At 70.4% G+C, this 23,898-nt stretch carries 24 protein-coding genes; 16 read left to right on the top strand and 8 right to left on the bottom strand.

Annotation, left to right across the window (positions count from 1 at the left end):
- The 5 genes from tpiA to pgi all read left to right on the top strand — a co-directional run bounded on the left by tpiA (position 1) and on the right by pgi (position 4,109).
- Complete coding sequence (gene tpiA, locus ACWD6P_RS24230; RefSeq protein WP_451446247.1) at positions 1-777, top strand: triose-phosphate isomerase; 777 nt, start codon at positions 1-3, stop codon at positions 775-777.
- A 154-nt stretch (positions 778-931) separates the two neighbouring features.
- A complete protein-coding gene (secG, locus tag ACWD6P_RS24225) occupies positions 932-1,168 on the top strand; it encodes a preprotein translocase subunit SecG (protein WP_384441178.1) in 237 nt (78 codons plus the stop codon).
- A gap of 153 nt (positions 1,169-1,321) precedes the next feature.
- Entirely contained in the window at positions 1,322-1,657 is a 336-nt protein-coding gene (locus tag ACWD6P_RS24220) for an RNA polymerase-binding protein RbpA (protein ID WP_128508571.1), read from the top strand.
- Positions 1,578-2,399 (top strand): MFS transporter, encoded by an 822-nt coding sequence (locus ACWD6P_RS24215; RefSeq protein WP_451446246.1) that lies wholly within the window; start codon positions 1,578-1,580, stop codon positions 2,397-2,399. The genes ACWD6P_RS24220 and ACWD6P_RS24215 overlap by 80 nt, the downstream gene beginning before the upstream one ends.
- Positions 2,400-2,456: 57 nt before the next feature.
- Positions 2,457-4,109 carry a glucose-6-phosphate isomerase gene (gene pgi, locus ACWD6P_RS24210; protein WP_451446277.1) on the top strand — a complete coding sequence of 551 codons (1,653 nt, stop codon included), beginning with the start codon at positions 2,457-2,459 and terminating at the stop codon, positions 4,107-4,109.
- A gap of 80 nt (positions 4,110-4,189) precedes the next feature.
- Here the strand turns inward: pgi and pgl are convergent, their stop codons facing one another.
- Genes pgl through tkt form a run of 5 tightly spaced genes read right to left on the bottom strand, consistent with a single transcriptional unit; the run spans position 4,190 to position 10,842 of the window.
- Complete coding sequence (pgl, locus tag ACWD6P_RS24205) at positions 4,190-4,996, bottom strand: 6-phosphogluconolactonase (protein WP_451446245.1); 807 nt, start codon at positions 4,994-4,996, stop codon at positions 4,190-4,192.
- Positions 4,993-6,033 carry a glucose-6-phosphate dehydrogenase assembly protein OpcA gene (gene opcA, locus ACWD6P_RS24200; protein ID WP_451446244.1) on the bottom strand — a complete coding sequence of 347 codons (1,041 nt, stop codon included), beginning with the start codon at positions 6,031-6,033 and terminating at the stop codon, positions 4,993-4,995. The genes pgl and opcA overlap by 4 nt, the downstream gene beginning before the upstream one ends.
- Positions 6,030-7,562, bottom strand: coding sequence for a glucose-6-phosphate dehydrogenase (gene zwf, locus ACWD6P_RS24195; RefSeq protein WP_451446243.1), 1,533 nt, complete (start codon positions 7,560-7,562; stop codon positions 6,030-6,032). Before zwf ends, opcA begins: the two co-directional genes overlap by 4 nt.
- A gap of 6 nt (positions 7,563-7,568) precedes the next feature.
- Positions 7,569-8,687, bottom strand: coding sequence for a transaldolase (gene tal / locus ACWD6P_RS24190; RefSeq protein ID WP_451446242.1), 1,119 nt, complete (start codon positions 8,685-8,687; stop codon positions 7,569-7,571).
- Positions 8,688-8,721: 34 nt separating this feature from the next.
- On the bottom strand, positions 8,722-10,842 hold the full coding sequence (gene tkt, locus ACWD6P_RS24185) for a transketolase (RefSeq protein ID WP_451446241.1): 2,121 nt from the start codon (positions 10,840-10,842) through the stop codon (positions 8,722-8,724).
- A gap of 486 nt (positions 10,843-11,328) precedes the next feature.
- On the opposite strand from tkt, the gene ACWD6P_RS24180 reads away from it, so the two are divergent.
- The 3 genes from ACWD6P_RS24180 to ACWD6P_RS24170 all read left to right on the top strand — a co-directional run bounded on the left by ACWD6P_RS24180 (position 11,329) and on the right by ACWD6P_RS24170 (position 13,879).
- Positions 11,329-12,279, top strand: coding sequence for a heme o synthase (locus ACWD6P_RS24180; protein ID WP_451446240.1), 951 nt, complete (start codon positions 11,329-11,331; stop codon positions 12,277-12,279).
- Positions 12,280-12,294: 15 nt separating this feature from the next.
- Positions 12,295-12,675, top strand: coding sequence for a hypothetical protein (locus ACWD6P_RS24175; RefSeq protein WP_451446239.1), 381 nt, complete (start codon positions 12,295-12,297; stop codon positions 12,673-12,675).
- A 139-nt stretch (positions 12,676-12,814) separates the two neighbouring features.
- Positions 12,815-13,879: an amidohydrolase gene (locus tag ACWD6P_RS24170; RefSeq protein WP_451446238.1), complete on the top strand. Its 1,065-nt coding sequence runs from the start codon at positions 12,815-12,817 to the stop codon at positions 13,877-13,879.
- Here the strand turns inward: ACWD6P_RS24170 and ACWD6P_RS24165 are convergent.
- The 3 genes from ACWD6P_RS24165 to ACWD6P_RS24155 all read right to left on the bottom strand — a co-directional run bounded on the left by ACWD6P_RS24165 (position 13,852) and on the right by ACWD6P_RS24155 (position 16,786).
- Positions 13,852-14,856 (bottom strand): COX15/CtaA family protein, encoded by a 1,005-nt coding sequence (locus ACWD6P_RS24165; protein WP_451446237.1) that lies wholly within the window; start codon positions 14,854-14,856, stop codon positions 13,852-13,854. The two genes, ACWD6P_RS24170 and ACWD6P_RS24165, sit on opposite strands and share 28 nt — an antisense overlap.
- Positions 14,857-15,038: 182 nt before the next feature.
- Complete coding sequence (locus ACWD6P_RS24160; RefSeq protein WP_451446236.1) at positions 15,039-15,827, bottom strand: ABC transporter permease; 789 nt, start codon at positions 15,825-15,827, stop codon at positions 15,039-15,041.
- On the bottom strand, positions 15,824-16,786 hold the full coding sequence (locus ACWD6P_RS24155; RefSeq protein ID WP_451446235.1) for an ABC transporter ATP-binding protein: 963 nt from the start codon (positions 16,784-16,786) through the stop codon (positions 15,824-15,826). Before ACWD6P_RS24155 ends, ACWD6P_RS24160 begins: the two co-directional genes overlap by 4 nt.
- A 328-nt stretch (positions 16,787-17,114) precedes the next feature.
- Between ACWD6P_RS24155 and ACWD6P_RS24150 the strand changes: the two genes are divergently transcribed.
- The 8 genes from ACWD6P_RS24150 to ACWD6P_RS24115 are packed head-to-tail and all read left to right on the top strand — an operon-like array spanning position 17,115 to position 23,798.
- Positions 17,115-17,969 carry a helix-turn-helix transcriptional regulator gene (locus tag ACWD6P_RS24150; RefSeq protein ID WP_451446234.1) on the top strand — a complete coding sequence of 285 codons (855 nt, stop codon included), beginning with the start codon at positions 17,115-17,117 and terminating at the stop codon, positions 17,967-17,969.
- Positions 17,966-19,387 carry a Fe-S cluster assembly protein SufB gene (gene sufB, locus ACWD6P_RS24145; RefSeq protein WP_351534402.1) on the top strand — a complete coding sequence of 474 codons (1,422 nt, stop codon included), beginning with the start codon at positions 17,966-17,968 and terminating at the stop codon, positions 19,385-19,387. The genes ACWD6P_RS24150 and sufB overlap by 4 nt, the downstream gene beginning before the upstream one ends.
- Positions 19,388-19,446: 59 nt before the next feature.
- The gene (gene sufD / locus ACWD6P_RS24140) at positions 19,447-20,631 is read left to right on the top strand and encodes a Fe-S cluster assembly protein SufD (RefSeq protein ID WP_451446233.1); all 1,185 of its coding nucleotides are present in this window, start codon (positions 19,447-19,449) and stop codon (positions 20,629-20,631) included.
- Positions 20,628-20,945: a non-heme iron oxygenase ferredoxin subunit gene (locus ACWD6P_RS24135; protein WP_393909094.1), complete on the top strand. Its 318-nt coding sequence runs from the start codon at positions 20,628-20,630 to the stop codon at positions 20,943-20,945. Before sufD ends, ACWD6P_RS24135 begins: the two co-directional genes overlap by 4 nt.
- A gap of 7 nt (positions 20,946-20,952) precedes the next feature.
- Positions 20,953-21,717, top strand: a complete 765-nt coding sequence (sufC, locus tag ACWD6P_RS24130; protein WP_451446232.1) for a Fe-S cluster assembly ATPase SufC — start codon at positions 20,953-20,955, stop codon at positions 21,715-21,717.
- Complete coding sequence (locus ACWD6P_RS24125; protein WP_451446231.1) at positions 21,714-22,970, top strand: cysteine desulfurase; 1,257 nt, start codon at positions 21,714-21,716, stop codon at positions 22,968-22,970. The genes sufC and ACWD6P_RS24125 overlap by 4 nt, the downstream gene beginning before the upstream one ends.
- Positions 22,971-23,007: 37 nt before the next feature.
- On the top strand, positions 23,008-23,466 hold the full coding sequence (sufU, locus tag ACWD6P_RS24120; RefSeq protein WP_030411905.1) for a Fe-S cluster assembly sulfur transfer protein SufU: 459 nt from the start codon (positions 23,008-23,010) through the stop codon (positions 23,464-23,466).
- Positions 23,463-23,798, top strand: a complete 336-nt coding sequence (locus ACWD6P_RS24115) for a metal-sulfur cluster assembly factor (RefSeq protein WP_384442185.1) — start codon at positions 23,463-23,465, stop codon at positions 23,796-23,798. Before sufU ends, ACWD6P_RS24115 begins: the two co-directional genes overlap by 4 nt.
- Positions 23,799-23,898 lie beyond the last annotated feature (100 nt).

Genomic DNA, 23,898 nt, shown 5'->3' with positions numbered 1-23,898 from the left:
GTGACCGAACGTACCCCGCTGATGGCGGGCAACTGGAAGATGAACCTCAACCACCTCGAGGCCATCGCACACGTCCAGAAGCTCGCCTTCGCCCTCACCGACAAGGACTTCGACGCCGTAGAGGTCGCTGTCCTGCCGCCCTTCACCGACCTGCGCTCGGTGCAGACGCTGGTCGACGGCGACAAGCTCAAGATCAAGTACGGCGCCCAGGACCTCTCGGCGCACGACTCCGGTGCCTACACCGGTGAGATCTCCGGCGCGATGCTCGCCAAGCTCAAGTGCGCGTTCGTGGCCGTCGGCCACAGCGAGCGCCGCCAGTACCACGGCGAGAACGAAGAGATCTGCAACGCCAAGGTCAAGGCCGCCTTCAAGCACGGCCTCACCCCGATCCTGTGCGTGGGCGAGGGCCTGGACGTCCGCAAGGCCGGCAACCAGGTCGCGCACACCCTCGCCCAGGTCGACGGCGGCCTGAAGGACATCCCGGCCGAGCAGGCCGAGACCATCGTGATCGCCTACGAGCCGGTGTGGGCGATCGGCACCGGCGAGGTCGCCACCCCCGAGGACGCGCAGGAGGTCTGCGGTGCGATCCGCGGCCGCCTCGCCGAGCTCTACAGCCAGGAGCTGGCCGACAAGGTCCGCATCCAGTACGGCGGCTCGGTCAAGTCCGGCAACGTCGCGGCGATCATGGCGCAGCCCGACGTCGACGGCGCGCTGATCGGCGGTGCGGCGCTGGACGCGGACGAGTTTGTGAAGATCGTCCGTTTCCGCGACCAGTAGCAGCTATGACGAGGGCGAGCCCTCGTCGTACCCTGTCGGGGCCGGGACCGGTGCAACCGCGCCGTCCCGGCCCCGCAGTACTTGTCCCACGGGTCTTGATCCAGACGTCTTGATCCGTACGTCCGTCCGTCAGTCCTAGAGAGTTGGTCCAGCCGTGGTCATCGGGTTCTCGATCGCCCTCATCGTCTTCAGCCTGCTGATGATGATGCTGGTGCTCATGCACAAGGGGAAGGGCGGCGGTCTGTCCGACATGTTCGGTGGCGGTATGCAGTCCTCGGTCGGTGGCTCCTCTGTCGCCGAGCGCAACCTGGACCGCATCACCATCGTGGTCGGTCTGCTGTGGTTCGCCTGCATTGTCGTTCTGGGTGTCCTGATGAAGCTCGGCAGCTGACATACCGTCGGAGGCGCGGCCTATCATGAGGCGGCGTCCTAGGACGGGTAACTCCGGTCACTGGACGCGCGTTGGGCCTTACGTAGACTGGGGCGTTCCGCAGCGCAGCTGCTGTGAAGGCGTGGCAGCACCATTACGCAGGGAGTTACGACCGTGGCAAGTGGCAACGCGATCCGAGGAAGTCGGGTCGGGGCGGGGCCGATGGGGGAGGCCGAGCGCGGTGAGTCCGCGCCGCGCATCCGCATCTCCTTCTGGTGCTCCAACGGGCACGAGACACAGCCCAGCTTCGCCGGCGATGCGCAGGTTCCGGAGACCTGGGACTGCCCGCGCTGTGGTTTCCCGGCCGGCAAGGACCGGGACAGCCCGCCGGACCCGCCGCGCACCGAGCCCTACAAGACCCACCTCGCCTATGTCCGGGAGCGCCGCAGTGACGCCGACGGCGAGGCGATCCTCGCGGAGGCGCTCGCCAAGCTCCGCGGCGAGATCTGACGGACCCGCACGCATACCGCCCGGCCCGGCCGGAGGGGACACCGCCCTCCGGCCGGGCCGGCGGCGTTCCCGCGCCTGTCACCGTGGTCCTCCGTGGTGCGCGGGGCTCCGGCGGGAAATCTCCGACGGGCTACGGGCGTTGTGGCGCGAGAAGGTGCGGCGCGCCTGCTGCCTGGCGGGGGCGCTGGGCAATATCGGTATCGGCGCGCTGATCGCGACCCTTGTGGTGATCGTCAAGGGCTGGCTGGGCGCCGGGGACGTCGGGTACGTCGTCGTCACGACCGGGTACGGCATCGGCATGGTGCTGGGCGGGCTGTTCGCCCGGCGGACCCTCGCCGTGGCCGGTGGCACGTGCCGCGCCCTGCTCATCGCCGGAGTGGTCCAGGCCCTGGTGCTCACGGCCTTCGGGACGGTGCGGGTGCTGTGGGCCGCGGCAGTGTTCCTGGGCCTGTTCGGCTTCGCCGGGATGGTCTGGAACGTCCTGGAGGCCACGATCGTCCAGCAGCGCAGCCCGCCCGCGATGCTCGGCAGGATCAGCGCCGCGTTCCGTACGGTCTCCATCGGCGGGGTGCCGCTCGGTGCGCTGCTCGGCGGCGCGGTCGCGTCCGCGTACGGTCCCAACTCCCCGGCGCTGTGGGCCGCCGCGCTGCTGGGGCTGGGCGCGGTCGCGTGGATACCTGTTCTTCAGACGCCCGACAGCGCCTCGTCCGGCGGCGGACAGATGCCTCATACGGAGTGCTGATCAATTAGGTTGGGAGTTGGCGGGGCCGGTACGAGATGAAGAAGGCTGATGTCCCAGATGAACGCAGAAGGCCGCAGCAGGCTCGACCAGATGCCTGAGTGGACCGCGCTGAGCAAGCACCGTGAGCAGCTGGGGGAGGTGCATCTGCGCGAGCTGTTCGAGCAGGATCCGGCGCGCGCCGAGCGCTACACCCTCCAGGTCGGCGATCTGCACCTGGACTACTCCAAGCACCTGGTCACCGACGAGACGCTGCGGCTGCTGCGCGACCTCGCCGCGGCCAGGGGCGTGGCCGCGCGGCGGGACGCGATGTTCCGCGGCGACAAGATCAACATCACCGAGCGGCGCTCCGTGCTGCACACCGCGCTGCGCGCGCCCGGCTCGGCGGTCATCAAGAGCGACGGCGAGAACGTCGTGCCCGGCGTGCAGTCCGTCCTGACGAAGATGGGCACCTTCTCCGACCGGGTCCGCTCGGGCGACTGGAAGGGCCACACCGGCAAGCGCATCAAGACCGTCGTCAACATCGGCATCGGCGGCTCGGACCTGGGCCCGGCGATGGCGTACGAGGCGCTGCGCGCCTTCACCCACCGGGACATGCAGTTCCGCTTCGTCTCCAACGTGGACGGCGCCGATCTGCACGAGGCGGTGCGCGATCTGGACCCGGCCGAGACGCTGTTCATCATCGCCTCGAAGACCTTCACCACCATCGAGACGATCACGAACGCCACCTCGGCCCGCGACTGGCTGCTGACCGGTCTGAAGGCCGGCACCGACGCCGTCGCCAAGCACTTCGTGGCGCTGTCGACCAACGCCGAGAAGGTGGCGGAGTTCGGCATCAACACGGACAACATGTTCGAGTTCTGGGACTGGGTCGGCGGTCGCTACTCGTACGACTCCGCGATCGGCCTCTCGCTGATGATCGCCATCGGCAAGGAACACTTCCGCGAGATGCTGGCCGGCTTCCACCTCGTCGACGAGCACTTCCGCTCGGCCCCGCCGGAGGAGAACGCTCCGCTGCTGCTGGGCCTGCTCGGCATCTGGTACGGCAACTTCTTCGACGCCCAGTCGCATGCCGTGCTGCCCTACAGCCACTACCTCTCCAAGTTCACCGCCTATCTGCAGCAGCTGGACATGGAGTCCAACGGCAAGTCCGTCGACCTCGACGGCAACCGGGTCGGCTGGCAGACCGGCCCCGTCGTCTGGGGCACGCCCGGCACGAACGGCCAGCACGCCTACTACCAGCTGCTCCACCAGGGCACGAAGATGATCCCGGCCGACCTCCTCGGCTTCGCGGAGCCGGTCGGTGATCTGCAGCCGGGCCTGGTCGCCCAGCACGACCTCCTGATGGCCAACCTCTTCGCCCAGGGCCAGGCGCTGGCGTTCGGCAAGACGCCGGACGAGGTGCGCGCCGAGGGGGTCGCCGAGGAACTGGTGCCGCACAAGACGTTCCAGGGCAACCGCCCCACCACCACGATCCTGGCCAAGGAGCTCAGCCCGTCCGTGCTGGGCCAGCTGATCGCGCTCTACGAGCACAAGGTGTTCGTGCAGGGCGCGGTGTGGCACATCGACTCCTTCGACCAGTGGGGCGTGGAGCTCGGCAAGGTCCTCGCCAAGCGGGTCGAACCGGCCCTGACCGACGGCGCGCAGGTGCCGGGCCTGGACGCCTCGACGGCCGGCCTGGTCGCCAAGTACCGGGAGCTGCGCGGGCGTTGATCCCGGATCCGGCGCAGTGACGCCGAAGGCCCCGCACCGGAAAGGGTGCGGGGCCTTCGGCGTTGTCCGCCGGGGAACGCTCAGGCCGAGGCCGGCGGGTAGAGCCCGCGCGGCAGCCGGGTCGCCGCCGCCTCGTCCAGGAGCCACAGGGTCCGGCTGCGGCCGCGGGCGCCGGCCGCCGGGGCCTGCACCTCGCCCGCGCCGGAGAGCGCCATGGCCACGGCGTTCGCCTTGTCCTCGCCGGCCGCCAGCAGCCAGACCTCCCGCGCCGTGCGGATCGCGGGCAGGGTGAGCGAGACCCGGGTGGGCGGCGGCTTCGGCGCGCCGTGCACCCCGACCACCGTCCGCTCCGTCTCCCGTACGCCGGGCAGCTCGGGGAAGAGCGAGGCGACATGGGTGTCGGGGCCGACGCCCAGCAGCAGCACATCGAAGACCGGCACCGGGCCGCCGCCCGCGCCGGCCGGCGGTGAGGCGGTCTCATGGGCCGCCGCGGCGGCGAGTTCGGCCGCGTACGCCTCGGCGGCGGCGTCGGCGTCGTTGCCGTACGGGCCGTCGGAAGCGGGCATCGGATGCACCCGGGCCGGGTCCAGCGGGACGCTGTCCAGCAGCACCTCGCGGGCCTGGGTGTGGTTGCGCTCGGGATCGCCGTCCGGCAGCAGCCGCTCGTCCCCCCACCACAGGCTGAGCCGCGACCAGTCCACCGCGTCCCGGGCGGGCGCCTCGGCGAGGGCCGCGAGCAGCCCGTTGCCGTTGCGCCCGCCGGTCAGGACGACGGAGGCGACGCCGCGGGTGGCCTGGGCGTCCACGATCTTCGTGATCAGCCGGGCCGCCGCGGCCTTGGCCATCAGTTCCTTGTCGCGGTGGACGACGACCTGCGGAGCACTCACTTGGCGGCCGCCTTCTTGGCGGGCTTGGCGCTCGCCTTCTTCGCCGCGGGCCGGTCCTGGGCGTCCTCGGCGGCCGGTGCCGGGTCCGTGGCCGCGGGCTGCGCGTCCGCCACGCCGCCGAGCCGCTCCACACCGAACTTCAGCGCGCCGGCGTAGATGTCGTCCGGGTCGAGCCGGCGCAGCTCCTCGGCGAGCAGCTCCGCGGTGTCCCGCCGCTTGAGCGCCACCGCACGGTCCGGCTGGTTGGGCATGGAGAGCGTGGCCAGCGAGCCGTCCGGGCGGCCCAGCACGATCGAGCCGCTGCTGGACTCCAGCCGTACGGCCGTGAGCCCGGGGCCGGCCGACACCTTGCGGGTGACCGGGACGTTCAGCCTGCTGGCCAGCCACATGGCGAGCAGCTCGCAGCTGGGGTTGAACTCCTCGCCCTCCACCTCGGCCGAGGTGACCGTGCACGGGGCCTGGTCGAGCGCCGCCGCCAGCATCGAACGCCAGGGGGTGATCCGGGTCCAGGACAGATCCGTGTCGCCCGGGGTGTACGTCTGCGCGCGGGCGGTCAGCTCGCCGACCGGCTGCTCGGAGGCGTAGGCGTCGGTGACCCGGCGCTGGGCCAGCGCACCGAGCGGGTCCTTGGCGGGGTCCAGCGGGGCGTTGACCGCCCACCAGACCACCACCGGGGCGTCCGGCAGCAGCAGCGGCAGCACCACGGACTGGGCGTGGTCGATCGCCTCGCCGTAGAGCCGCAGCACCACCGTCTCGCCGGTGCCGGCGTCCGTGCCGACCCGCACCTCGGCGTCCAGGCGGGCCTTGGCGCGGTCGCGCGGCGACCGGCTGACCCGCTTGATGACGACGAGGGTGCGCGAGGGGTGCTCCCGGGACGCCTCGTTGGCCGCCTTGAGGGCGTCGTAGGCGTTCTCCTCGTCGGTGACGATGACGAGGGTGAGCACCATGCCGATGGCAGGGGTGCCGACCGCGCGACGGCCCTCGACCAACGCCTTGTTGATCTTGCTGGCCGTGGTTTCCGTCAGATCGATCTTCATGGCCGACGCCAGCTCCGTCCGTCTCGTGCGAGCATTTCGTCCGCCTCGATGGGGCCCCAGGTGCCCGCCGGGTACTGCGCGGGCTTGCCGTGCCTGTCCCAGTACTCCTCGATCGGGTCGAGGATCCGCCAGGACTGCTCGACCTCCTCCAGCCGCGGGAAGAGGTTGGCGTCGCCCAGCAGCACATCGAGGATCAGCCGTTCGTAGGCCTCGGGGCTGGACTCCGTGAAGGACTCGCCGTACGCGAAGTCCATCGAGACGTCGCGCACCTCCATCGAGGTGCCCGGCACCTTGGAGCCGAACCGCACGGTCACGCCCTCGTCCGGCTGCACCCGGATGACCAGGGCGTTCTGCCCCAGCTCCTCGGTGGCGGTGTGGTCGAAGGGGGAGTGCGGGGCGCGCTGGAAGACCACCGCGATCTCGGTGACCCGGCGGCCCAGCCGCTTGCCGGTGCGCAGGTAGAAGGGGACGCCCGCCCAGCGCCGGTTGTCGATCGACAGCTTGATCGCGGCGTAGGTGTCGGTCTTCGACTTGGGGTCGATGCCCTCTTCCTGGAGGTAGCCGACGGCCTTCTCGCCGCCCTGCCAGCCCTCCGCGTACTGCGCCCGCACGGTCTCCTTGCCGAGGTCCTTGGGGAGCCGGACCGCGCCCAGCACCTTGGTCTTCTCGGCGACCAGCGCGTCCGCGTCGAAGGAGGCGGGCTCCTCCATCGCGGTCAGCGCGAGCAGTTGGAGGAGGTGGTTCTGGATGACGTCACGGGCGGCGCCGATGCCGTCGTAGTAGCCGGCCCGGCCGCCGATGCCGATGTCCTCGGCCATCGTGATCTGGACGTGGTCGACATAGCCGCGGTTCCACAGCGGCTCGAACATCGTGTTGGCGAACCGCAGCGCCAGGATGTTCTGGACCGTCTCCTTGCCCAGGTAGTGGTCGATCCGGAAGACCTCGTTGGGCGGGAAGACCTCGTGGACGATCCGGTTGAGCTCCTGAGCGCTCTCCAGGTCGTGCCCGAAGGGCTTCTCGATGACGGCGCGCCGCCAGGAGTCCTCCTTCTGGTCGGCCAGTCCGTGCTTCTTGAGCTGCTGGACGACCTGGGGGAAGAACTTCGGCGGGACGGACAGGTAGAAGGCGAAGTTGCCGCCCGTGCCCTGCGCCTTGTCGAGCTCGTTGATGGTCTCCTTGAGCGTCTCGAAGGCCTCGTCGTCGTCGAAGTCGCCCTGGACGAAGCGCATGCCCTGGTTGAGCTGCTGCCAGACCTCCTCACGGAACGGCGTACGCGCATGCTCCTTGACCGCCGTGTACACCTCTTGCGCGAAGTCCTCGTTCTCCCACTCCCGGCGGGCGAACCCGATGAGCGAGAAACCCGGCGGGAGCAGTCCGCGGTTGGCCAGGTCGTAGACGGCAGGCATCAGCTTCTTACGGGACAAATCGCCCGTGACGCCGAAGATGACCAGGCCCGACGGCCCCGCGATACGCGGGAGCCGTCGGTCCGCGGCGTCACGAAGCGGGTTGGCTCCGTGTGAACCAGACAAAGGAGATCAGCCCTCCGAGGGAGCGAGGCGCTTGAGCTCCGCCTCGGTCGACTTGAGCAGGTCGTTCCAGGCTGCCTCGAACTTCTCCACGCCCTCGTCCTCCAGGAGCTGGACGACGTCGTCGTACGAGATGCCGAGCCCGGCGAGCGCGTCGAGGTCGGCGCGGGCGGCCGCGTACGTGCCGCGCACGGTGTCGCCGGTGATCTCACCGCGGGCGGCGGTGGCCTCCAGCGTGGCCTCCGGCATGGTGTTGACCGTGCCCGGGGCGACCAGCTCGTCGACGTACAGCGTGTCCTTGTAGTCCGGGTCCTTGACGCCGGTCGAGGCCCACAGCGGACGCTGCTTGTTGGCGCCGGCCTTGTCCAGGGCGGCCCAGCGGTCCGAGGCGAAGACCTCCTCGTACGCCTGGTAGGCCAGGCGGGCGTTGGCCAGCGCGGCCTTGCCCTTGAGGGCCTTGGCCTCCTGCGTGCCCTGCTTGTCCAGCCGCTTGTCGATCTCGGTGTCCACACGGGACACGAAGAACGACGCCACCGAGCGGATCAGGGACAGGTCCAGGCCCGCGGCCTTGGCCTTCTCCAGACCGGCGAGGTAGGCGTCCATGACCTCGCGGTAGCGCTCCAGCGAGAAGATCAGCGTGACGTTGACGCTGATGCCCAGGCCGATGACCTCGGTGATCGCCGGCAGGCCCGCCTTGGTGGCCGGGATCTTGATCAGCGTGTTCGGGCGGTCCACCAGCCACGCCAGCTGCTTGGCCTCGGCGATGGTCGCCACGGTGTGGTGCGCCAGGCGCGGGTCGACCTCGATGGAGACCCGGCCGTCCTGGCCGCCGGTGGCGTCGAAGACCGGCCGCAGGATGTCGGCGGCGTCCCGGACGTCCGCCGTCGTGATCATGCGGATCGCCTCGTCGACGGTGACCTTACGGGCCGCGAGGTCCTTGACCTGCTGCTCGTAGCCGTCACCCGAGGAGATCGCCTTCTGGAAGATCGACGGGTTCGTCGTGACGCCGACGACGTGCTGCTGGTCGATCAGCTCCGCGAGGTTGCCGGACGTGATGCGCTTGCGCGACAGGTCGTCCAGCCAGATCGCGACGCCTTCGTCGGAGAGGCGCTTGAGTGCGTCTGTCATGGGTTCTGCATCTCCTACTGGTTGTGTACGGGCGTCAGCGCGCGGCGGCTTCGAGCTCCGAGGCCGCGGCCAGGGAGTCGCGGGCGGCGGCGGCCACCGCGTCGGCGGTGAAGCCGAACTCGCGGAACAGCACCTTGCCGTCGGCCGAGGCGCCGAAGTGCTCCAGCGACACGATGCGTCCGGCGTCACCGACGAAGCGGTGCCAGGTCAGGCCGATGCCGGCTTCGACGGCGACCCGGGCCTTGACGGACGGGGGCAGCACGCTCTCGCGGTAGGCCTTGTCCTGCTGGTCGAACCACTCGACCGACGGCATCGACACCACGCGGGTGGGCACGCCCGCGGCCTGCAGCTGCTCGCGCGCCTCGACAGCGAGCTGGACCTCGGAGCCGGTGCCGATCAGCACGACCTGCGGCGCGGCGGACTGCCCGTCGGCGCCGGCGGCCTCGAACAGGACGTAACCGCCCTTGGCCGCGTCCTCGTTGGCCGGGTACGTCGGCACGCCCTGACGGGTCAGCGCGAGGCCGTGCGGGGCACCGACGCCGAACTCCTTCGTGTAGCGCTTGAGGATCTCGCGCCAGGCGATGGCGGTCTCGTTGGCGTCGGCCGGGCGGACGATGTTCAGACCCGGGATGGCGCGCAGCGAGGCCAGGTGCTCGACGGGCTGGTGGGTCGGGCCGTCCTCACCCAGGCCGACGGAGTCGTGCGTCCACACGTACGTCACCGGCAGGTGCATCAGGGCCGACAGCCGGACGGCGTTGCGCATGTAGTCGGAGAACACCAGGAAGGTGCCGCCGTAGATGCGGGTGTTGCCGTGCAGCGCGATGCCGTTCATCTCCGCGGCCATGGAGTGCTCGCGGATACCGAAGTGGATCGTGCGGCCGTAGGGGTCGGCCTCCGGCAGCGGGTTGCCCGCCGGGAGGAACGACGACGTCTTGTCGATCGTGGTGTTGTTCGAACCGGCCAGGTCGGCCGAGCCGCCCCACAGCTCCGGGATCACCGCGCCGAGCGCGTGCAGCACCTTGCCGGACGCGGCACGGGTGGCGACGGACTTGCCGGTCTCGAACACCGGGAGGTGGTCCTCCCAGCCCTCGGGCAGCTCGCCCGCGGCGATCCGGTCGAACTCCGCGGCGCGCTCCGGGTTGGCCGTGCGCCAGGCGGCGAACGACTTCTCCCACTCCTTCTTGGCGTCGCGGCCGCGGTCGAGGGCGGCGCGGGTGTGCGCGATCACCTCGCCCGCGACCTCGAAGGACTGCTCCGGGTCGAAGCCCAGGACGCGCTTGGTGGCCGCGACCTCCTCGTCGCCCAGCGCCGAGCCGTGCGCGGCCTCGGTGTTCTGGGCGTTGGGGGCCGGCCAGGCGATGATCGAGCGGGCCGCGATGAACGACGGGCGCTCGGTCTCGGCCTTGGCGGCCTCAAGGGCACGGGCCAGACCGGCCGGGTCCAGGTCGCCGTTGGGCAGCTGCTCGACCCGCTGGACGTGCCAGCCGTAGGCCTCGTAGCGCTTGAGGGTGTCCTCGGAGATCGCGGTCTCGGTGTCGCCCTCGATCGAGATGTGGTTGTCGTCCCACAGCATGACGAGGTTGCCGAGCTTCTGGTGGCCCGCCAGGGAGGAGGCCTCGGCGGAGATGCCCTCCTGGAGGCAGCCGTCGCCGGCGATGACGTAGATGGTGTGGTCGAACGGAGAGGTGCCCGGCGCCGCCTCGGGGTCGAACAGACCGCGCTCGTAGCGGGCCGCCATCGCCATGCCGACGGCGTTGGCGACACCCTGGCCCAGCGGGCCGGTGGTGGTCTCCACGCCGGTGGTGTGGCCGTACTCCGGGTGGCCGGGGGTCTTCGAGCCCCACGTACGGAAGGCCTTGAGGTCGTCCAGCTCCAGGCCGTAGCCGGCGAGGTAGAGCTGGATGTAGAGGGTCAGGCTGGAGTGGCCCGCGGAGAGGACGAACCGGTCGCGGCCGGTCCAGTCCGCGTCCGCCGGGTCGTGCCGCATCAGCTTCTGGAACAGCACATAGGCGGCCGGCGCCAGGCTCATGGCCGTACCGGGATGGCCGTTACCGACCTTCTGCACGGAATCCATGGCCAGGACGCGGACGGTGTCCACCGCCCGCTGGTCCAGTTCGGTCCACTCGAAATCTGTGGTGGTCGGCTTGGTGCTCACCCTGAGTCAGGGCTCCTCTCCACATGTCGAATGCCGCGGACGGTATATCCGCCAGGCGGTGTCGAGCCTACCCCCGCTGGTGCGTGCGCCTTTTCGACGCTCAGTCGGTGTTTTCGACGCTCAGTCTGTGCTCAGTCGGCGCTCTTGACGCTCAATCGGTGGGCAGCGCCGAGCAGGGGTTCGCTGCTTCGGGCCACCGCGCCGGGACCCCGGCCTTCCCGGTCCGGTTCCGGCGGCCATACGACCAGAGTGCCGGGGGCCGGCCGCCTTCGCCTCCCGGCCGCGGGGCGAACGCCCGGGGAAAGCAGCCGCGGCCGCCGCCCGCCCCCGCCCAACACGACCCACCCCGGAGAAGATCGCCCTATGGCCAACGTCTAAAGTGGCGTGGTACGCGCAAGCTTTTGCCGGGTTTACACGGCCGGAATGGGCTTGCAGGCCTTATCTCTTCCGCGGCGGGAGCCGCTGATGTTACTTCCAGGGGTGTGCGTGACGGCCGTCGAATCCCGTCCTGCGGGCGTGCTCTCTCCGAGCCCCGGGGGTCCAGGTCACCGCCCGTTCGGTGCCCGTGTCAAGGCGTTCGTGGCGCTCACCAAGCCGCGCGTCATCGAGCTGCTGCTGATGACGACGATTCCGGTGATGTTCCTGGCGGCCGGCGGAGTCCCGGACCTCTGGCTCGTGCTGGCGACCTGCGTCGGCGGATACCTCTCCGCCGGCGGTGCGGCCGCCTTCAACATGTACATCGACCGCGACATCGACGCGCTGATGGACCGCACCTCGCAGCGGCCGCTGTGCACCGGCATGGTCTCGCCGCGCGAGTGCCTGGTCTTCGCGTCCGCCCTCGCGGTCGGCTCCACCGCCTGGTTCTGGTTCCTGGTCAACCCGCTGTCGGCGATGCTGTCGCTCGGGGCGCTGCTCTTCTATGTCGTCGTCTACACGATGATCCTCAAGCGGCGCACCTCGCAGAACATCGTCTGGGGCGGCATCGCGGGCTGTATGCCGGTCTTCATCGGCTGGTCCGCGGTGACGAACTCGGTCTCCTGGGCGGCGCTGGTCCTCTTCCTCGTGATCTTCTTCTGGACGCCGCCGCACTACTGGCCGCTGTCGATGAAGGCCAAGGACGACTACGAGCGGGTCGGCGTGCCGATGCTGCCGGTCATCGCCGGCAACAAGGCCGTGGCCCGCCAGATCGTCGCCTACAGCTGGGTGATGGTCGCCGTCTCGCTGCTGCTCCAGCCGCTGGGCTACACCGGCTGGTTCTACACCGCGGTCGCCCTCGCCTGCGGCGCCTTCTGGCTCAAGGAGGCGCACGCCCTGCAGTCCCGCGCCAAGGCCGGGATCACGGGCCCCAAGCTCAAGGAGATGCGGCTGTTCCACTGGTCGATCACCTATGTCTCGCTGCTGTTCGTCGCGGTCGCCGTGGATCCCTTCCTCAGGTGATTACCCGCGGGTAGCATGCTGTTCATGGCAGACACCCAGCAGGCGGACGAGCAGGTGACGACGGTGGACGGTGCGAACGACGGCGGCAGGGCCGACAAGCGCACGGCCAAGCTCGCCCGGCAGATCCGCGCCTTCGCCGACTCCCACGGCGGCAGCGCCGAGGGCCAGCTCGCGCACATCGGCCGCGGCCGCACCCGGATCGCCCTGGTCGGGGCCAACGGCGAGTGGGGCAACCTCGTCGCGGACAGCTTCGACTCCGCCAAGGAGGCCGTCGCCAAGGCCGGGGTCACCCTTCAGGACGACTTCGACGGCGAGCTCGCCGCCAGGGTCCGCACCGGCCCCTACGAGTGGTCCCGGATGGCGGGTATCCAGGTGGGCGGCCCCGCCAACCCCTGAGCGCCGGGCGCACACCACAACCCGAGCGCCGGGCGCACACCACAAGCGGAGCCCGCTACCTCACCACCACCTCTTCCGTTAAGCCCACCGAGCGCGGCGCTTCGGCCACGCCCGGTGGGCTCTCGGCGAGGAGGAGCGGATGGACGGCCTTCCCTTCCTGGTGGATCAGCCCCCGCTCATCGATCAGTACAGCCACGGCGCGGTGCACGGCGAGCTCGGCCTGGGCTCCTTCGAGACCCACCTGGCGGCCGCGGTCGGCGCACGCGCCCCGGCCCCCGCCGGCACCAGCTACTTCGACAGCCTCACCGGCCTCGCGATACGCCGCTGGTGCCCCCCGCTGCTCGGCCTGGAGCCGCACTGTCCGCCGGCCCGCTATCTGGCCCGCAGACGAGAGGTGGGCGCCTACAAGGCCGGCCGGATGCTGCTGCGCGGCTCCGGCATCGGCACCTTCCTGCTGGAGGCCGGCACCCCCAGCGATCTGACCTCGGCCACCGAACTCGCCACCGCCGCCGAGGCCCGCGCCCACGAGGTCGTACGGCTGGAACCGCTCGCCGAGCAGGTCGCCGACACCTCCGGCAGCGTCGACTCCTTCATCGGCTACACCGCCGAGGCCCTCTACGCCGCGGCCCAGCACGCCACCGCCTTCGCGTCCGGCGCCACCTACTGCGACGGCAACGCCCCGGAAGCCGGTGAGGTGAGGCGCGCCGCGGACCGCTGGCTGCGTGCCCGCCGCCCCGGGGACCGGCTCGCCGAGCCCGCCCTCGTACGGCACCTCCTGTGGAGCGCGGTGGCCACCGGCCTGCCCGTACAGCTGCACTGCCCCGACCCGCGCCCGCTGGCGGCCTTTCTGCGCGCCACCAGCGGCATCGGCTCGGACCTCGTCCTGCTTCCCGCGGCCCCGCACCACCGCCGCGCGGCCCAGCTCGCCGCCGTCCACGCCCATGTCTACGCCGACGCAGGACCCCGGCCCGAGGAGACCCTGCCGCAGGCGCCGTTCGGCAAGCTGCTGTTCTCCTCGGGGGCCCGCGGGCTGCCCGAGCTCTATGTGACCGGAGCCCGGTTCTTCCTGCGCGCCATGGGGCGCCTCTTACGGGAGTGGACCGCCGAAGGGCTGTGCGGCCCCGACGACGGGCGGCGGATCACGGAGATGATCGCGTCCGGGACCGCGCGCCGCGTCTACCGGCTGGGCGCGGAGGCCACCTGAGCGTCGAGCGCCTCGTGCTCCCCGGAGGGAGCGGGCGCGTCGGGGTCCTCCTCCTGGAGCGGACCGTGGTCGCGCAGCGACAGGAAGACCCGCAGCACACAGATCCACACCAGGGCCGAGCCCAGCATGTGGAGCCCGATGACGATCTCGGGCAGGCCCAGGAAGTACTGGACGTAGCCGATGACGCCCTGCGCGCCGAGGCAGGCGAGCAGCTCCAGGACCGTACGGCGCGGGGCGGCCGGGGCCTTGACGGCGCGCAGCGTGAACCACAGCGCGACGGACAGGCCGACGACGATGTAGACGAAGTCGACGTGCAGCTGGGTGATCTCCTGCCAGTCCAGCGGGATGCGGTGGACCTTCTTCGCGTCGCCCGCGTGCGGGCCCGTGCCGGTGACGACCGTGCCGACGACGGTGAGCGCGGCGGTCGCCGCCACCAGCAGCCAGGTCAGCTGCCGCACCGGGCGGGCCACCAGGTCACGCGGCTCCTCGTCGCCCTCGCCCGCCCGCTTCCAGCTGACCACGGCGACCGTGAGCAGCCCCGTGGACGCCAGGAAGTGCGAGCTGACGATGTAGGGGTTCAGGCCGGTCAGGACCGTGATGCCGCCGATGACGGCGTTGAGCATGACGATCCAGAACTGGGCCCAGCCGAGCCTGGTGAGCGAGCGGCGGCGGGGGTGCCGGGCGCGGGCGGCGATGATGAACAGCCCCACGACCGCGCACAGCACGTACGTCAGCATGCGGTTGCCGAACTCGATGAGGCCGTTGATGCCCATCGCGGCGGTCGGCGTCAGGCTCTCCGGGGTGCACTTGGGCCAGGTCGAGCAGCCCAGCCCGGACTGGGAGAGCCGGACGGCGCCGCCCGTGACGACGATGATCACGGCCATCACGACGGTGGCCAGCGCGGCGCGTCGCACAAAGGCCGCGGACGGCTGCCAGCGGCGGGCGATCAGCTCAAGGGGATTCAGCGTGTTCGGCACGGGAGCCATCGTAGGCGGAGGCTTGTGCAAAGTTTCACGAGGGGGGCCGGGGGAGTCGCTTCCCCGGGGGAGACGCAGTACGAGGGGGTCCGGGGGAGTCGCCTCCCCGGGGAAGTCGCAGTACGAGGGGGTCTGGGGGAGTCGCCTCGGGGGCCCCTCCCGCCTCGCCGCCGCCTGTGCGGCTACTCCCAGCGGAAGAACCGCGCCGCCGCGCCCAGCCCGAGCACGGCCCATACGGCGAGGATCCCGAGGTCGGCCCAGGGCAGGCCGGCGCCGTGCTGGAGCACGTCGCGCAGGCCGTCCGACAGCGCGGAGACCGGCAGCAGCCCGAGCACCGACTGGGCGGCGTCCGGGAACTTCTCCAGCGGGACGATCACACCGCCGCCGACGAGCAGCAGCAGGAAGACGAGGTTGGCGGCGGCGAGCGTCGCCTCGGCCTTCAGCGTCCCGGCCATCAGGAGACCGAGCCCGGAGAACGCGGCCGTACCGAGGACGAGCAGCAGGACCACCGAGGCCGGGTTGCCCTGCGGCGACCAGCCCAGGGCGAAGGCGATGACCGTCAGCAGCACGATCTGCAGCGCCTCGGTGACCAGCACCGAGCAGGTCTTGGCGGCCATCAGCGCCCAGCGGGGGAGCGGCGAGGCGCCGAGCCGCTTGAGGACGCCGTAGCGGCGCTCGAAGCCGGTGGCGATGGCCTGTCCGGTGAACGCGGTGGACATCACGGCGAGGGCGAGCACGCCCGGCGCGAGGAAGTCCACCGCCTTCCCGGCGCCGGTGTCCACGATGTCGACGGTGGAGAACAGCACCAGCAGCAGCGTCGGGATGACCACGGTCAGCAGCAGCTGCTCGCCGTTGCGCAGCAGCATCCTGGTCTCCAGGGCGGCCTGCGCCCGGATCATCCGGGACAGCGGCGCCGCACCGGGCCGCGGGGTGAACGTGCCGGTGGCGGCAGAGGCCTCGGTGGCGGTCATGCGCGCAGCTCCTTACCGGTGAGCTCCAGGAAGACGTCCTCCAGGGTGTGCCGCTCGACGGCTATCGCGTCCGGCATCACCCCGTTCTGCGCGCACCACGAGGCGACCGTGGCCAGCAGCTGCGGATTGATCTTGCCGCGTACGCGGTAGGTGCCGGAGGCCGGCTCCGTGGCGGCGCTGTCCGCGGGCAGCGCCTTGAGCAGCGAGGCGAGGTCCAGCCCCGGCCGCCCGGTGAAGCGCAGGCTGTTCTCCGCGCCGCCGCGGCACAGCTCCTCCGGGCTTCCCTGGGCGATCACCCGGCCGCCGTCGATGATCGCGACGTCGTCGGCGAGCTGCTCGGCCTCGTCCATGAAGTGGGTGGTCAGCACGCAGCTCACGCCGTCGGCGCGCAGCTCCCGTACGAGGTCCCAGGTCGCGCGGCGGGCCTGCGGGTCGAGGCCGGCCGTCGGCTCGTCGAGGAAGACCAGTTCGGGGCGGCCGACCACGGCCATCGCCAGCGCGAGGCGCTGCTGCTGGCCGCCGGACAGCCGCCGGTAGGGCGTCCGCCCGCAGCCGCCCAGGCCGAGGCGCTCGATGAGCATGCCGACGTCGAGGGGGTGGGCGTGCAGGGTGGCGGTGTGCCGCAGCATCTCCTCGGCGCGGGCGCCCGCGTAGACGCCGCCGGACTGCAGCATCACGCCGATCCGCGGCCGCAGCCGCGCGGCGTCGGCGACCGGGTCCAGGCCCAGGACGCGGACGTGGCCGGCGTCCGGGCGGCGGTAGCCCTCGCAGGTCTCGACGGTGGTGGTCTTGCCGGCGCCGTTGGGGCCGAGCACGGCGGTGACCGCGCCGCGGGCGACGGTCAGGTCGAGTCCGTCCACGGCGGCCTTGGCCCCGTATCGCTTGACCAGGCCGACGACCTCGACGGCAGGCTCTCGGCCGGAGGTCCGGGGGGCGCCCCCCGGGGAGCTGCTGCGCATGCCGGGCAGTCTACGAAGAGAGAGGGGCAGGGCGGCAACGGGGGTTTGGGGGCAAGGGGGGCTCGAACCCCGACGCGTGCCGGGTCCGGGCGCCCCGGCCTGACGGGCTCCGGGGTAGTCAATCCGGCCGTGTGGGGCCCGGTGATTTTCGGCGGCCGTACGGGGCCGGGCCGGGGCGGCCCCGGCCGGGGCACACCGTCGCAGGTCGGCGCGGCTTCCGGGCCTCCGGAGGGGGCTTGAAATTAGGTAAGCCTAAGTGATAGAGGCCACCAGTCCACGGGCTGGACGAGGCTTGAACCGGTTTGACGAATTACGCAACAATGGCGTTGTGAAATACGCGAGCGAGGATCGGCGAGAGCCCGCGGTCGAGCAGACCGCCGGGCCGGACGCCGCCACGCCCGAGCGGGCCGAGCAGACGAAGAAGCACACCCCGGCGCCGCACGACGAGCAGCAGGGCACCCGCAACAGGGTCGCCCGCTCCATTCTCGACCACGGTCCGTCCACCGCGGCCGAGCTCGCGCTCCGTCTGGAGCTGACCCAGGCCGCGGTCCGCCGCCATCTGGACGCGCTGGTCGCGGAGGGCGTCGTCGAGCCCCGCGAGAAGCGGGTCTACGGCACGCGTGGCCGCGGCCGCCCGGCCAAGGCCTTCGCCCTCACCGACTGCGGGCGGGACGCCTTCGACCAGGCCTACGACCAGCTCGCCTCCGACGCGCTGCGCTGGATCGCGCAGAGTGCCGGCGGCGGCGAGAAGGGCGAGGCCGCGGTCGCCGCGTTCGCCCGCGCGCGCTTCGCCGCGCAGGCCGAGGGCTACCGCCAGGCGGTCGAGAGCGCCGAGCCCCAGGCCCGTACCGAGGCCCTTGCGAAGGCGTTGACCGCGGACGGGTACGCTGCTACGGCGCGCAGCGCGCCCAACCCCCAGCTCGGTGAACAGCTCTGCCAGCACCACTGCCCGGTCGCCCATGTCGCCGAGCAGTACCCGCAGCTGTGCGAGGCGGAGACCGAGGTCTTCTCCCGTCTGCTCGGGACCCACGTACAGCGTCTTGCCACCATCGCCCACGGCGACGGGGTGTGTACGACCTTCGTCCCGAAGGCCGGAGCCGGCAAGGCGGCTCACCGCACTGGTGAGCACCCCAAGAAGACCACCACAGCATCTGCAAGCACGGCCGGGAGGAACCCCGCATGACGCTCCCCACGGAGACTGCTCACCCTGAGCTCGAGGGCCTGGGCAAGTACGAATACGGCTGGGCCGACTCCGACGTGGCCGGTGCCTCCGCCAAGCGCGGCCTGTCCGAGGACGTCGTCCGCGACATCTCGGCGAAGAAGAACGAGCCGGAGTGGATGCTCAAGCTCCGCCTCAAGGGCCTGCGCCTCTTCGACAAGAAGCCCATGCCCAACTGGGGCTCGGACCTGTCCGGCATCGACTTCGACAACATCAAGTACTTCGTCCGCTCCACCGAGCAGCAGGCCGCCTCCTGGGAGGACCTGCCCGAGGACATCAAGAACACCTACGACAAGCTCGGCATCCCCGAGGCGGAGAAGCAGCGCCTGGTCGCCGGTGTCGCAGCGCAGTACGAGTCCGAGGTCGTCTACCACCAGATCCGTGAGGACCTGGAGGCGCAGGGCGTCATCTTCCTGGACACCGACACCGCGCTGAAGGAGCACCCGGAGCTCTTCCAGGAGTACTTCGGCACGGTCATCCCCGTCGGTGACAACAAGTTCGCTTCGCTGAACACCGCGGTGTGGTCCGGCGGCTCGTTCATCTACGTCCCCAAGGGTGTCCACGTCGACATCCCGCTGCAGGCCTACTTCCGGATCAACACCGAGAACATGGGCCAGTTCGAGCGGACGCTGATCATCGTCGACGAGGACGCCTATGTGCACTACGTCGAGGGCTGCACGGCGCCGATCTACAAGTCGGACTCGCTGCACTCCGCGGTCGTCGAGATCATCGTGAAGAAGGGCGGCCGCTGCCGCTACACGACCATCCAGAACTGGTCGAACAACGTCTACAACCTGGTCACCAAGCGCGCCGTCGCCTACGAGGGCGCGACCATGGAGTGGGTCGACGGCAACCTCGGCTCCAAGGTGACGATGAAGTACCCGGCGGTCTACCTGATGGGCGAGCACGCCAAGGGCGAGACCCTGTCCATCGCCTTCGCGGGCGAGGGCCAGCACCAGGACGCCGGCTCCAAGATGGTCCACATGGCGCCGAACACCTCCTCCAACATCGTCTCCAAGTCGGTGGCGCGAGGCGGCGGCCGTACCTCCTACCGCGGTCTGGTCGAGATCGGCGAGGGCGCGGCGGGCTCCAAGTCCAACGTGCTGTGCGACGCCCTGCTGGTGGACACCATCTCCCGCTCGGACACCTACCCCTACGTCGACGTCCGCGAGGACGACGTCTCCATGGGCCACGAGGCGACCGTCTCCAAGGTCAGCGAGGACCAGCTCTTCTACCTGATGGCGCGCGGCCTGTCCGAGGACGAGGCCATGGCGATGATCGTGCGCGGCTTCGTCGAGCCGATCGCCCGTGAGCTGCCGATGGAGTACGCGCTGGAGCTGAACCGGCTGATCGAGCTGCAGATGGAAGGCGCGGTCGGCTGACGCCCGGCCCCCAGCAGCGACTGACTCCCTGAACGCAGAAAGCGAGCACTACGACAGCCATGGCTGAGGCTCAGAACATCCCGGCGGGTTCCACGACCACCGGCTCCATCGCGGTGGCCGCGGAGTCCACCGTCGCCACCCGGATGAGCGCCCCGCCGTCCTACGACGTGGCGGACTTCCCGGTGCCGCACGGCCGCGAGGAGGAGTGGCGCTTCACGCCCCTCGCGCGCCTCAAGGGCCTGCACGACGGCAGCGCGACGGCCGGCGGCCCCGACCTGAAGATCGACATCACCGCGCCCGAGGGCGTCACGCACGAGCTGGTCGACCGCACCGACCCGCGGGTCGGCAAGGGCGGCAAGCCCGTGGACCGGGTCGCCGCCCAGGCCTACAGCTCGTTCGAGAAGGCTTCGGTGGTCACGGTCCCCAAGGAGACCGTGCTGACCGAGCCGATCCGCATCGCCGTCCACGGCGAGGGCGGCACCGCCTTCGGCCATCAGGTCATCGAGCTCGGAGCCTTCGCCGAGGCGGTCGTCGTCATCGACCACACCGGTGACGCGGTGCTCGCCGCCAACGTCGACTACCTCCTGGGCGACGGCGCCAAGCTGACCGTCGTCTCCGTCCAGGACTGGGACGACCACGCCGTCCACACCGGGCAGCACAACGCCCTGGTCGGCCGGGACGCCACCTTCAAGTCCGTCGTCGTCACCTTCGGCGGCGACCTCGTCCGCCTCCACCCCCGGATCACCTACGCGGGCCCCGGCGGCGAGGCCGAGCTCTACGGCCTGTACTTCACCGAGCAGGGCCAGCACCACGAGCACCGCCTCTTCGTCGACCACGAGGTGCCCAACTGCCGCTCCCACGTGACCTACAAGGGCGCGCTGCAGGGCGAGGACGCGCACGCCGTCTGGATCGGCGACGTCCTGATCCAGGCCTCGGCCACCGGCACGGACACCTACGAGCTCAACCGCAACCTCGTCCTGACCGACGGCGCGCGGGTCGACTCGGTGCCCAACCTGGAGATCGAGACCGGCGAGATCGTCGGCGCCGGCCACGCCTCGGCGACCGGCCGCTTCGACGACGAGCAGCTGTTCTACCTGATGGCCCGGGGCATCCCGGCCGATGAGGCCCGCCGGCTGGTCGTGCGCGGCTTCTTCGCCGAGCTGGTCCAGCAGATCGGCCTGCCGGACGTCGAGGAGCGGCTGATGAGCAAGATCGAGGCCGAGCTGGAAGCGTCCGCGGTATGACGTACGTACGCGCAGCGGCGCTCAGCGAGCTGGAGGACGACACCCCCAAGCGGGTGGAGCTCGACGGCGTCCCCGTCTCCCTGGTCCGCACCGAGGGCGAGGTGTTCGCGATCAACGACATCTGCTCGCATGCGAACGTCTCCCTCTCGGAGGGCGAGGTCGAGGACTGCTCGATCGAGTGCTGGCTGCACGGTTCGAGCTTCGACCTGCGCACCGGCAAGCCGAACGGCCTTCCCGCGACGCGCCCCGTCCCCGTATACCCCGTAAAGATCGAAGGGGACGACGTGCTCGTCTCCGTCACCCAGGAGTCCTGAGTTCCCCATGGCAACGCTTGAGATCCACGACCTGCACGTCTCCGTCGAGGCCGAGAACGGCCCGCGCGAGATCCTGAAGGGCGTCGACCTGACCGTGAAGCAGGGCGAGACGCACGCCATCATGGGCCCCAACGGCTCCGGCAAGTCGACCCTCGCCTACTCCCTCGCGGGCCACCCGAAGTACACGATCACCGGCGGCACCGTCACCCTCGACGGTGAGGACGTCCTGGAGATGTCCGTCGACGAGCGCGCCCGGGCCGGCGTCTTCCTCGCGATGCAGTACCCGGTCGAGGTCCCCGGCGTCTCGGTCTCCAACTTCCTGCGCACCTCCGCGACCGCGATCCGCGGCGAGGCCCCCAAGCTGCGGCTGTGGGTCAAGGAGGTCAAGGAGGCCATGGAGCGCCTCCAGATGGACCCGTCGTTCGCCGAGCGCAACGTCAACGAGGGCTTCTCCGGCGGTGAGAAGAAGCGGCACGAGATCCTCCAGCTGGAGCTGCTCAAGCCGGCCATCGCGATCCTCGACGAGACCGACTCCGGCCTGGACGTCGACGCGCTGCGGATCGTCTCCGAGGGCGTCAACCGCATCCGCGAGACCGGCGAGGTGGGCACCCTGCTCATCACGCACTACACGCGGATTCTCCGTTACATCAAGCCCGACCACGTCCATGTCTTCGCCAACGGCCGGATCGCCGAGTCCGGCGGCCCGGAGCTCGCGGACAAGCTGGAGGCCGAGGGCTACGAGGCGTATGTGAAGGGTGGCGCAACCGCGTGACACAGCTGCCGGGCCTCCTCGACACAGAGGCGATCCGTAAGGACTTCCCCCTCCTGGACCGCCAGGTCCACGACGGGAAGAAGATCGTGTACCTGGACAACGCGGCGACCTCCCAGAAGCCGCGCCAGGTCCTCGACGCCCTGAACGCCTACTACGAACGCCACAACGCCAACGTCCACCGCGGCGTGCATGTGCTCGCCGAGGAGGCCACGGCGCTGTACGAAGGCGCCCGCGACAAGGTGGCGGCCTTCATCAACGCCCCGAGCCGCAACGAGGTGATCTTCACCAAGAACGCCTCGGAGTCGCTCAACCTCGTGGCCAACATGCTCGGCTGGGCCGAAGAGCCCTACCGCGTGGACCGCGAGACCGAGATCGTCATCACGGAGATGGAGCACCACTCCAACATCGTCCCGTGGCAGCTGCTGGCGCAGCGCACCGGCGCGAAGCTGAAGTGGTTCGGCATCACCGACGACGGCCGCCTCGACCTGTCCAACATCGACGAGGTCATCACCGAGCAGACGAAGATCGTCTCGTTCACGCTGGTCTCCAACATCATGGGCACCATCAACCCGGTCGAGACGATCATCCGGCGGGCCCAGGAGGTCGGCGCGCTGGTCTGCATCGACGCCTCGCAGGCCGCCCCGCACATGGTGCTGGACGTGCAGGCGCTGCAGGCCGACTTCGTGGCCTTCACCGGCCACAAGATGTGCGGCCCGACCGGCATCGGCGTCCTGTGGGGCCGCCAGGAGCTGCTGGAGGACCTCCCGCCGTTCCTCGGCGGCGGCGAGATGATCGAGACCGTCTCGATGCACTCCTCGACGTACGCCCCGGCACCGCACAAGTTCGAGGCCGGTACGCCCCCGATCGCCCAGGCCGTCGGCCTCGGCGCGGCCGTGGACTACCTCACCTCGGTCGGCATGGACAAGATCGCGGCGCATGAGCACGCGATCACCGAGTACGCCGTCAAGCGGCTGCTGGAGGTCCCCGACCTGCGCATCATCGGCCCGAGCACGGCCGAGGAGCGCGGCGCGACGATCTCCTTCACGCTCGGCGACATCCATCCGCACGACGTCGGCCAGGTGCTGGACGAGCAGGGCATAGCGGTCCGGGTGGGGCACCACTGCGCGCGCCCGGTCTGCCTGCGCTACGGAATTCCTGCGACCACGCGAGCGTCGTTCTATCTGTACTCCACGCCGGCCGAGGTCGACGCCCTGGTCGAGGGCCTGGAGCACGTGCGCAACTTCTTCGGATAGGCAGGCACAGCGGATGAGGACGAGGACTGACTGAGCCGTGAAGCTGGATTCCATGTACCAGGACGTCATCCTGGACCACTACAAGCACCCCCATGGGCGCGGTCTTCGGGACGGCGACGCCGAGGTGCACCACGTCAACCCCACGTGCGGCGACGAGATCACGCTGCGCGTCCGGCTCGACGGCGCGACGATCGAGGACGTGTCCTACGAGGGCCAGGGCTGCTCCATCAGCCAGGCCAGCGCGTCGGTGCTCAACGACCTCCTGGTCGGCAAGGAGCTCGGCGAGGCGCAGAAGATCCAGGAGACCTTCCTGGAGCTGATGCAGTCCAAGGGGCAGGTCGAGCCGGATGACGCGATGGAGGAGGTGCTGGAGGACGCGGTGGCGTTCGCCGGTGTCTCCAAGTACCCCGCACGCGTGAAGTGCGCGCTGCTGAGCTGGATGGCCTGGAAGGACGCCACGGCCAAGGCCCTCTCCGAGGAGGCGAAGACCGCATGACCGAGAGCCCGACCACCACCAAGCCGGCCTCCGAGGAGGAGGTCCGCGAGGCGCTGTACGACGTCGTCGACCCCGAGCTGGGTATCGACGTCGTCAACCTGGGGCTGATCTACGGCATCCACATCGACGACGCCAACATCGCCACCATCGACATGACGCTGACCTCCGCGGCCTGCCCGCTGACCGACGTCATCGAGGACCAGGCGAAGTCCGCCACGGACGGCATCGTCAGCGAACTGAAGATCAACTGGGTCTGGATGCCCCCGTGGGGCCCGGACAAGATCACCGATGACGGCCGTGAGCAGCTCCGCGCGCTGGGCTTCAACGTCTGAGCGATCGTTCCCGACGAAACGGCCGTGCCCGCCAGCCACCACTGGGGGGGCCCCCCCGGTTTTGGTGTGGGCGGCCCCGGGGCGCCCCGGGGGGGAGAAA

Source organism: Streptomyces sp. NPDC002446, assembly GCF_053595675.1.
This window is presented reverse-complemented; position numbering and strand designations above follow the sequence as displayed.

Bases quoted from the DNA above. Each gene is read 5' to 3' on its own strand.
- ACWD6P_RS24215 (WP_451446246.1), top strand. From the start codon at position 1,578: ATGTCCGGGAGCGCCGCAGTGACGCCGACGGCGAGGCGATCCTCGCGG.
- pgi (WP_451446277.1), top strand. From the start codon at position 2,457: ATGAACGCAGAAGGCCGCAGCAGGCTCGACCAGATGCCTGAGTGGACC.
- opcA (WP_451446244.1), bottom strand. From the start codon at position 6,033: ATGAAGATCGATCTGACGGAAACCACGGCCAGCAAGATCAACAAGGCG.
- tal (WP_451446242.1), bottom strand. From the start codon at position 8,687: ATGACAGACGCACTCAAGCGCCTCTCCGACGAAGGCGTCGCGATCTGG.
- ACWD6P_RS24175 (WP_451446239.1), top strand. From the start codon at position 12,295: ATGCTGTTCATGGCAGACACCCAGCAGGCGGACGAGCAGGTGACGACG.
- ACWD6P_RS24170 (WP_451446238.1), top strand. From the start codon at position 12,815: ATGGACGGCCTTCCCTTCCTGGTGGATCAGCCCCCGCTCATCGATCAG.
- ACWD6P_RS24160 (WP_451446236.1), bottom strand. From the start codon at position 15,827: ATGACCGCCACCGAGGCCTCTGCCGCCACCGGCACGTTCACCCCGCGG.
- ACWD6P_RS24155 (WP_451446235.1), bottom strand. From the start codon at position 16,786: ATGCGCAGCAGCTCCCCGGGGGGCGCCCCCCGGACCTCCGGCCGAGAG.
- sufB (WP_351534402.1), top strand. From the start codon at position 17,966: ATGACGCTCCCCACGGAGACTGCTCACCCTGAGCTCGAGGGCCTGGGC.
- sufD (WP_451446233.1), top strand. From the start codon at position 19,447: ATGGCTGAGGCTCAGAACATCCCGGCGGGTTCCACGACCACCGGCTCC.
- ACWD6P_RS24135 (WP_393909094.1), top strand. From the start codon at position 20,628: ATGACGTACGTACGCGCAGCGGCGCTCAGCGAGCTGGAGGACGACACC.
- sufC (WP_451446232.1), top strand. From the start codon at position 20,953: ATGGCAACGCTTGAGATCCACGACCTGCACGTCTCCGTCGAGGCCGAG.
- ACWD6P_RS24115 (WP_384442185.1), top strand. From the start codon at position 23,463: ATGACCGAGAGCCCGACCACCACCAAGCCGGCCTCCGAGGAGGAGGTC.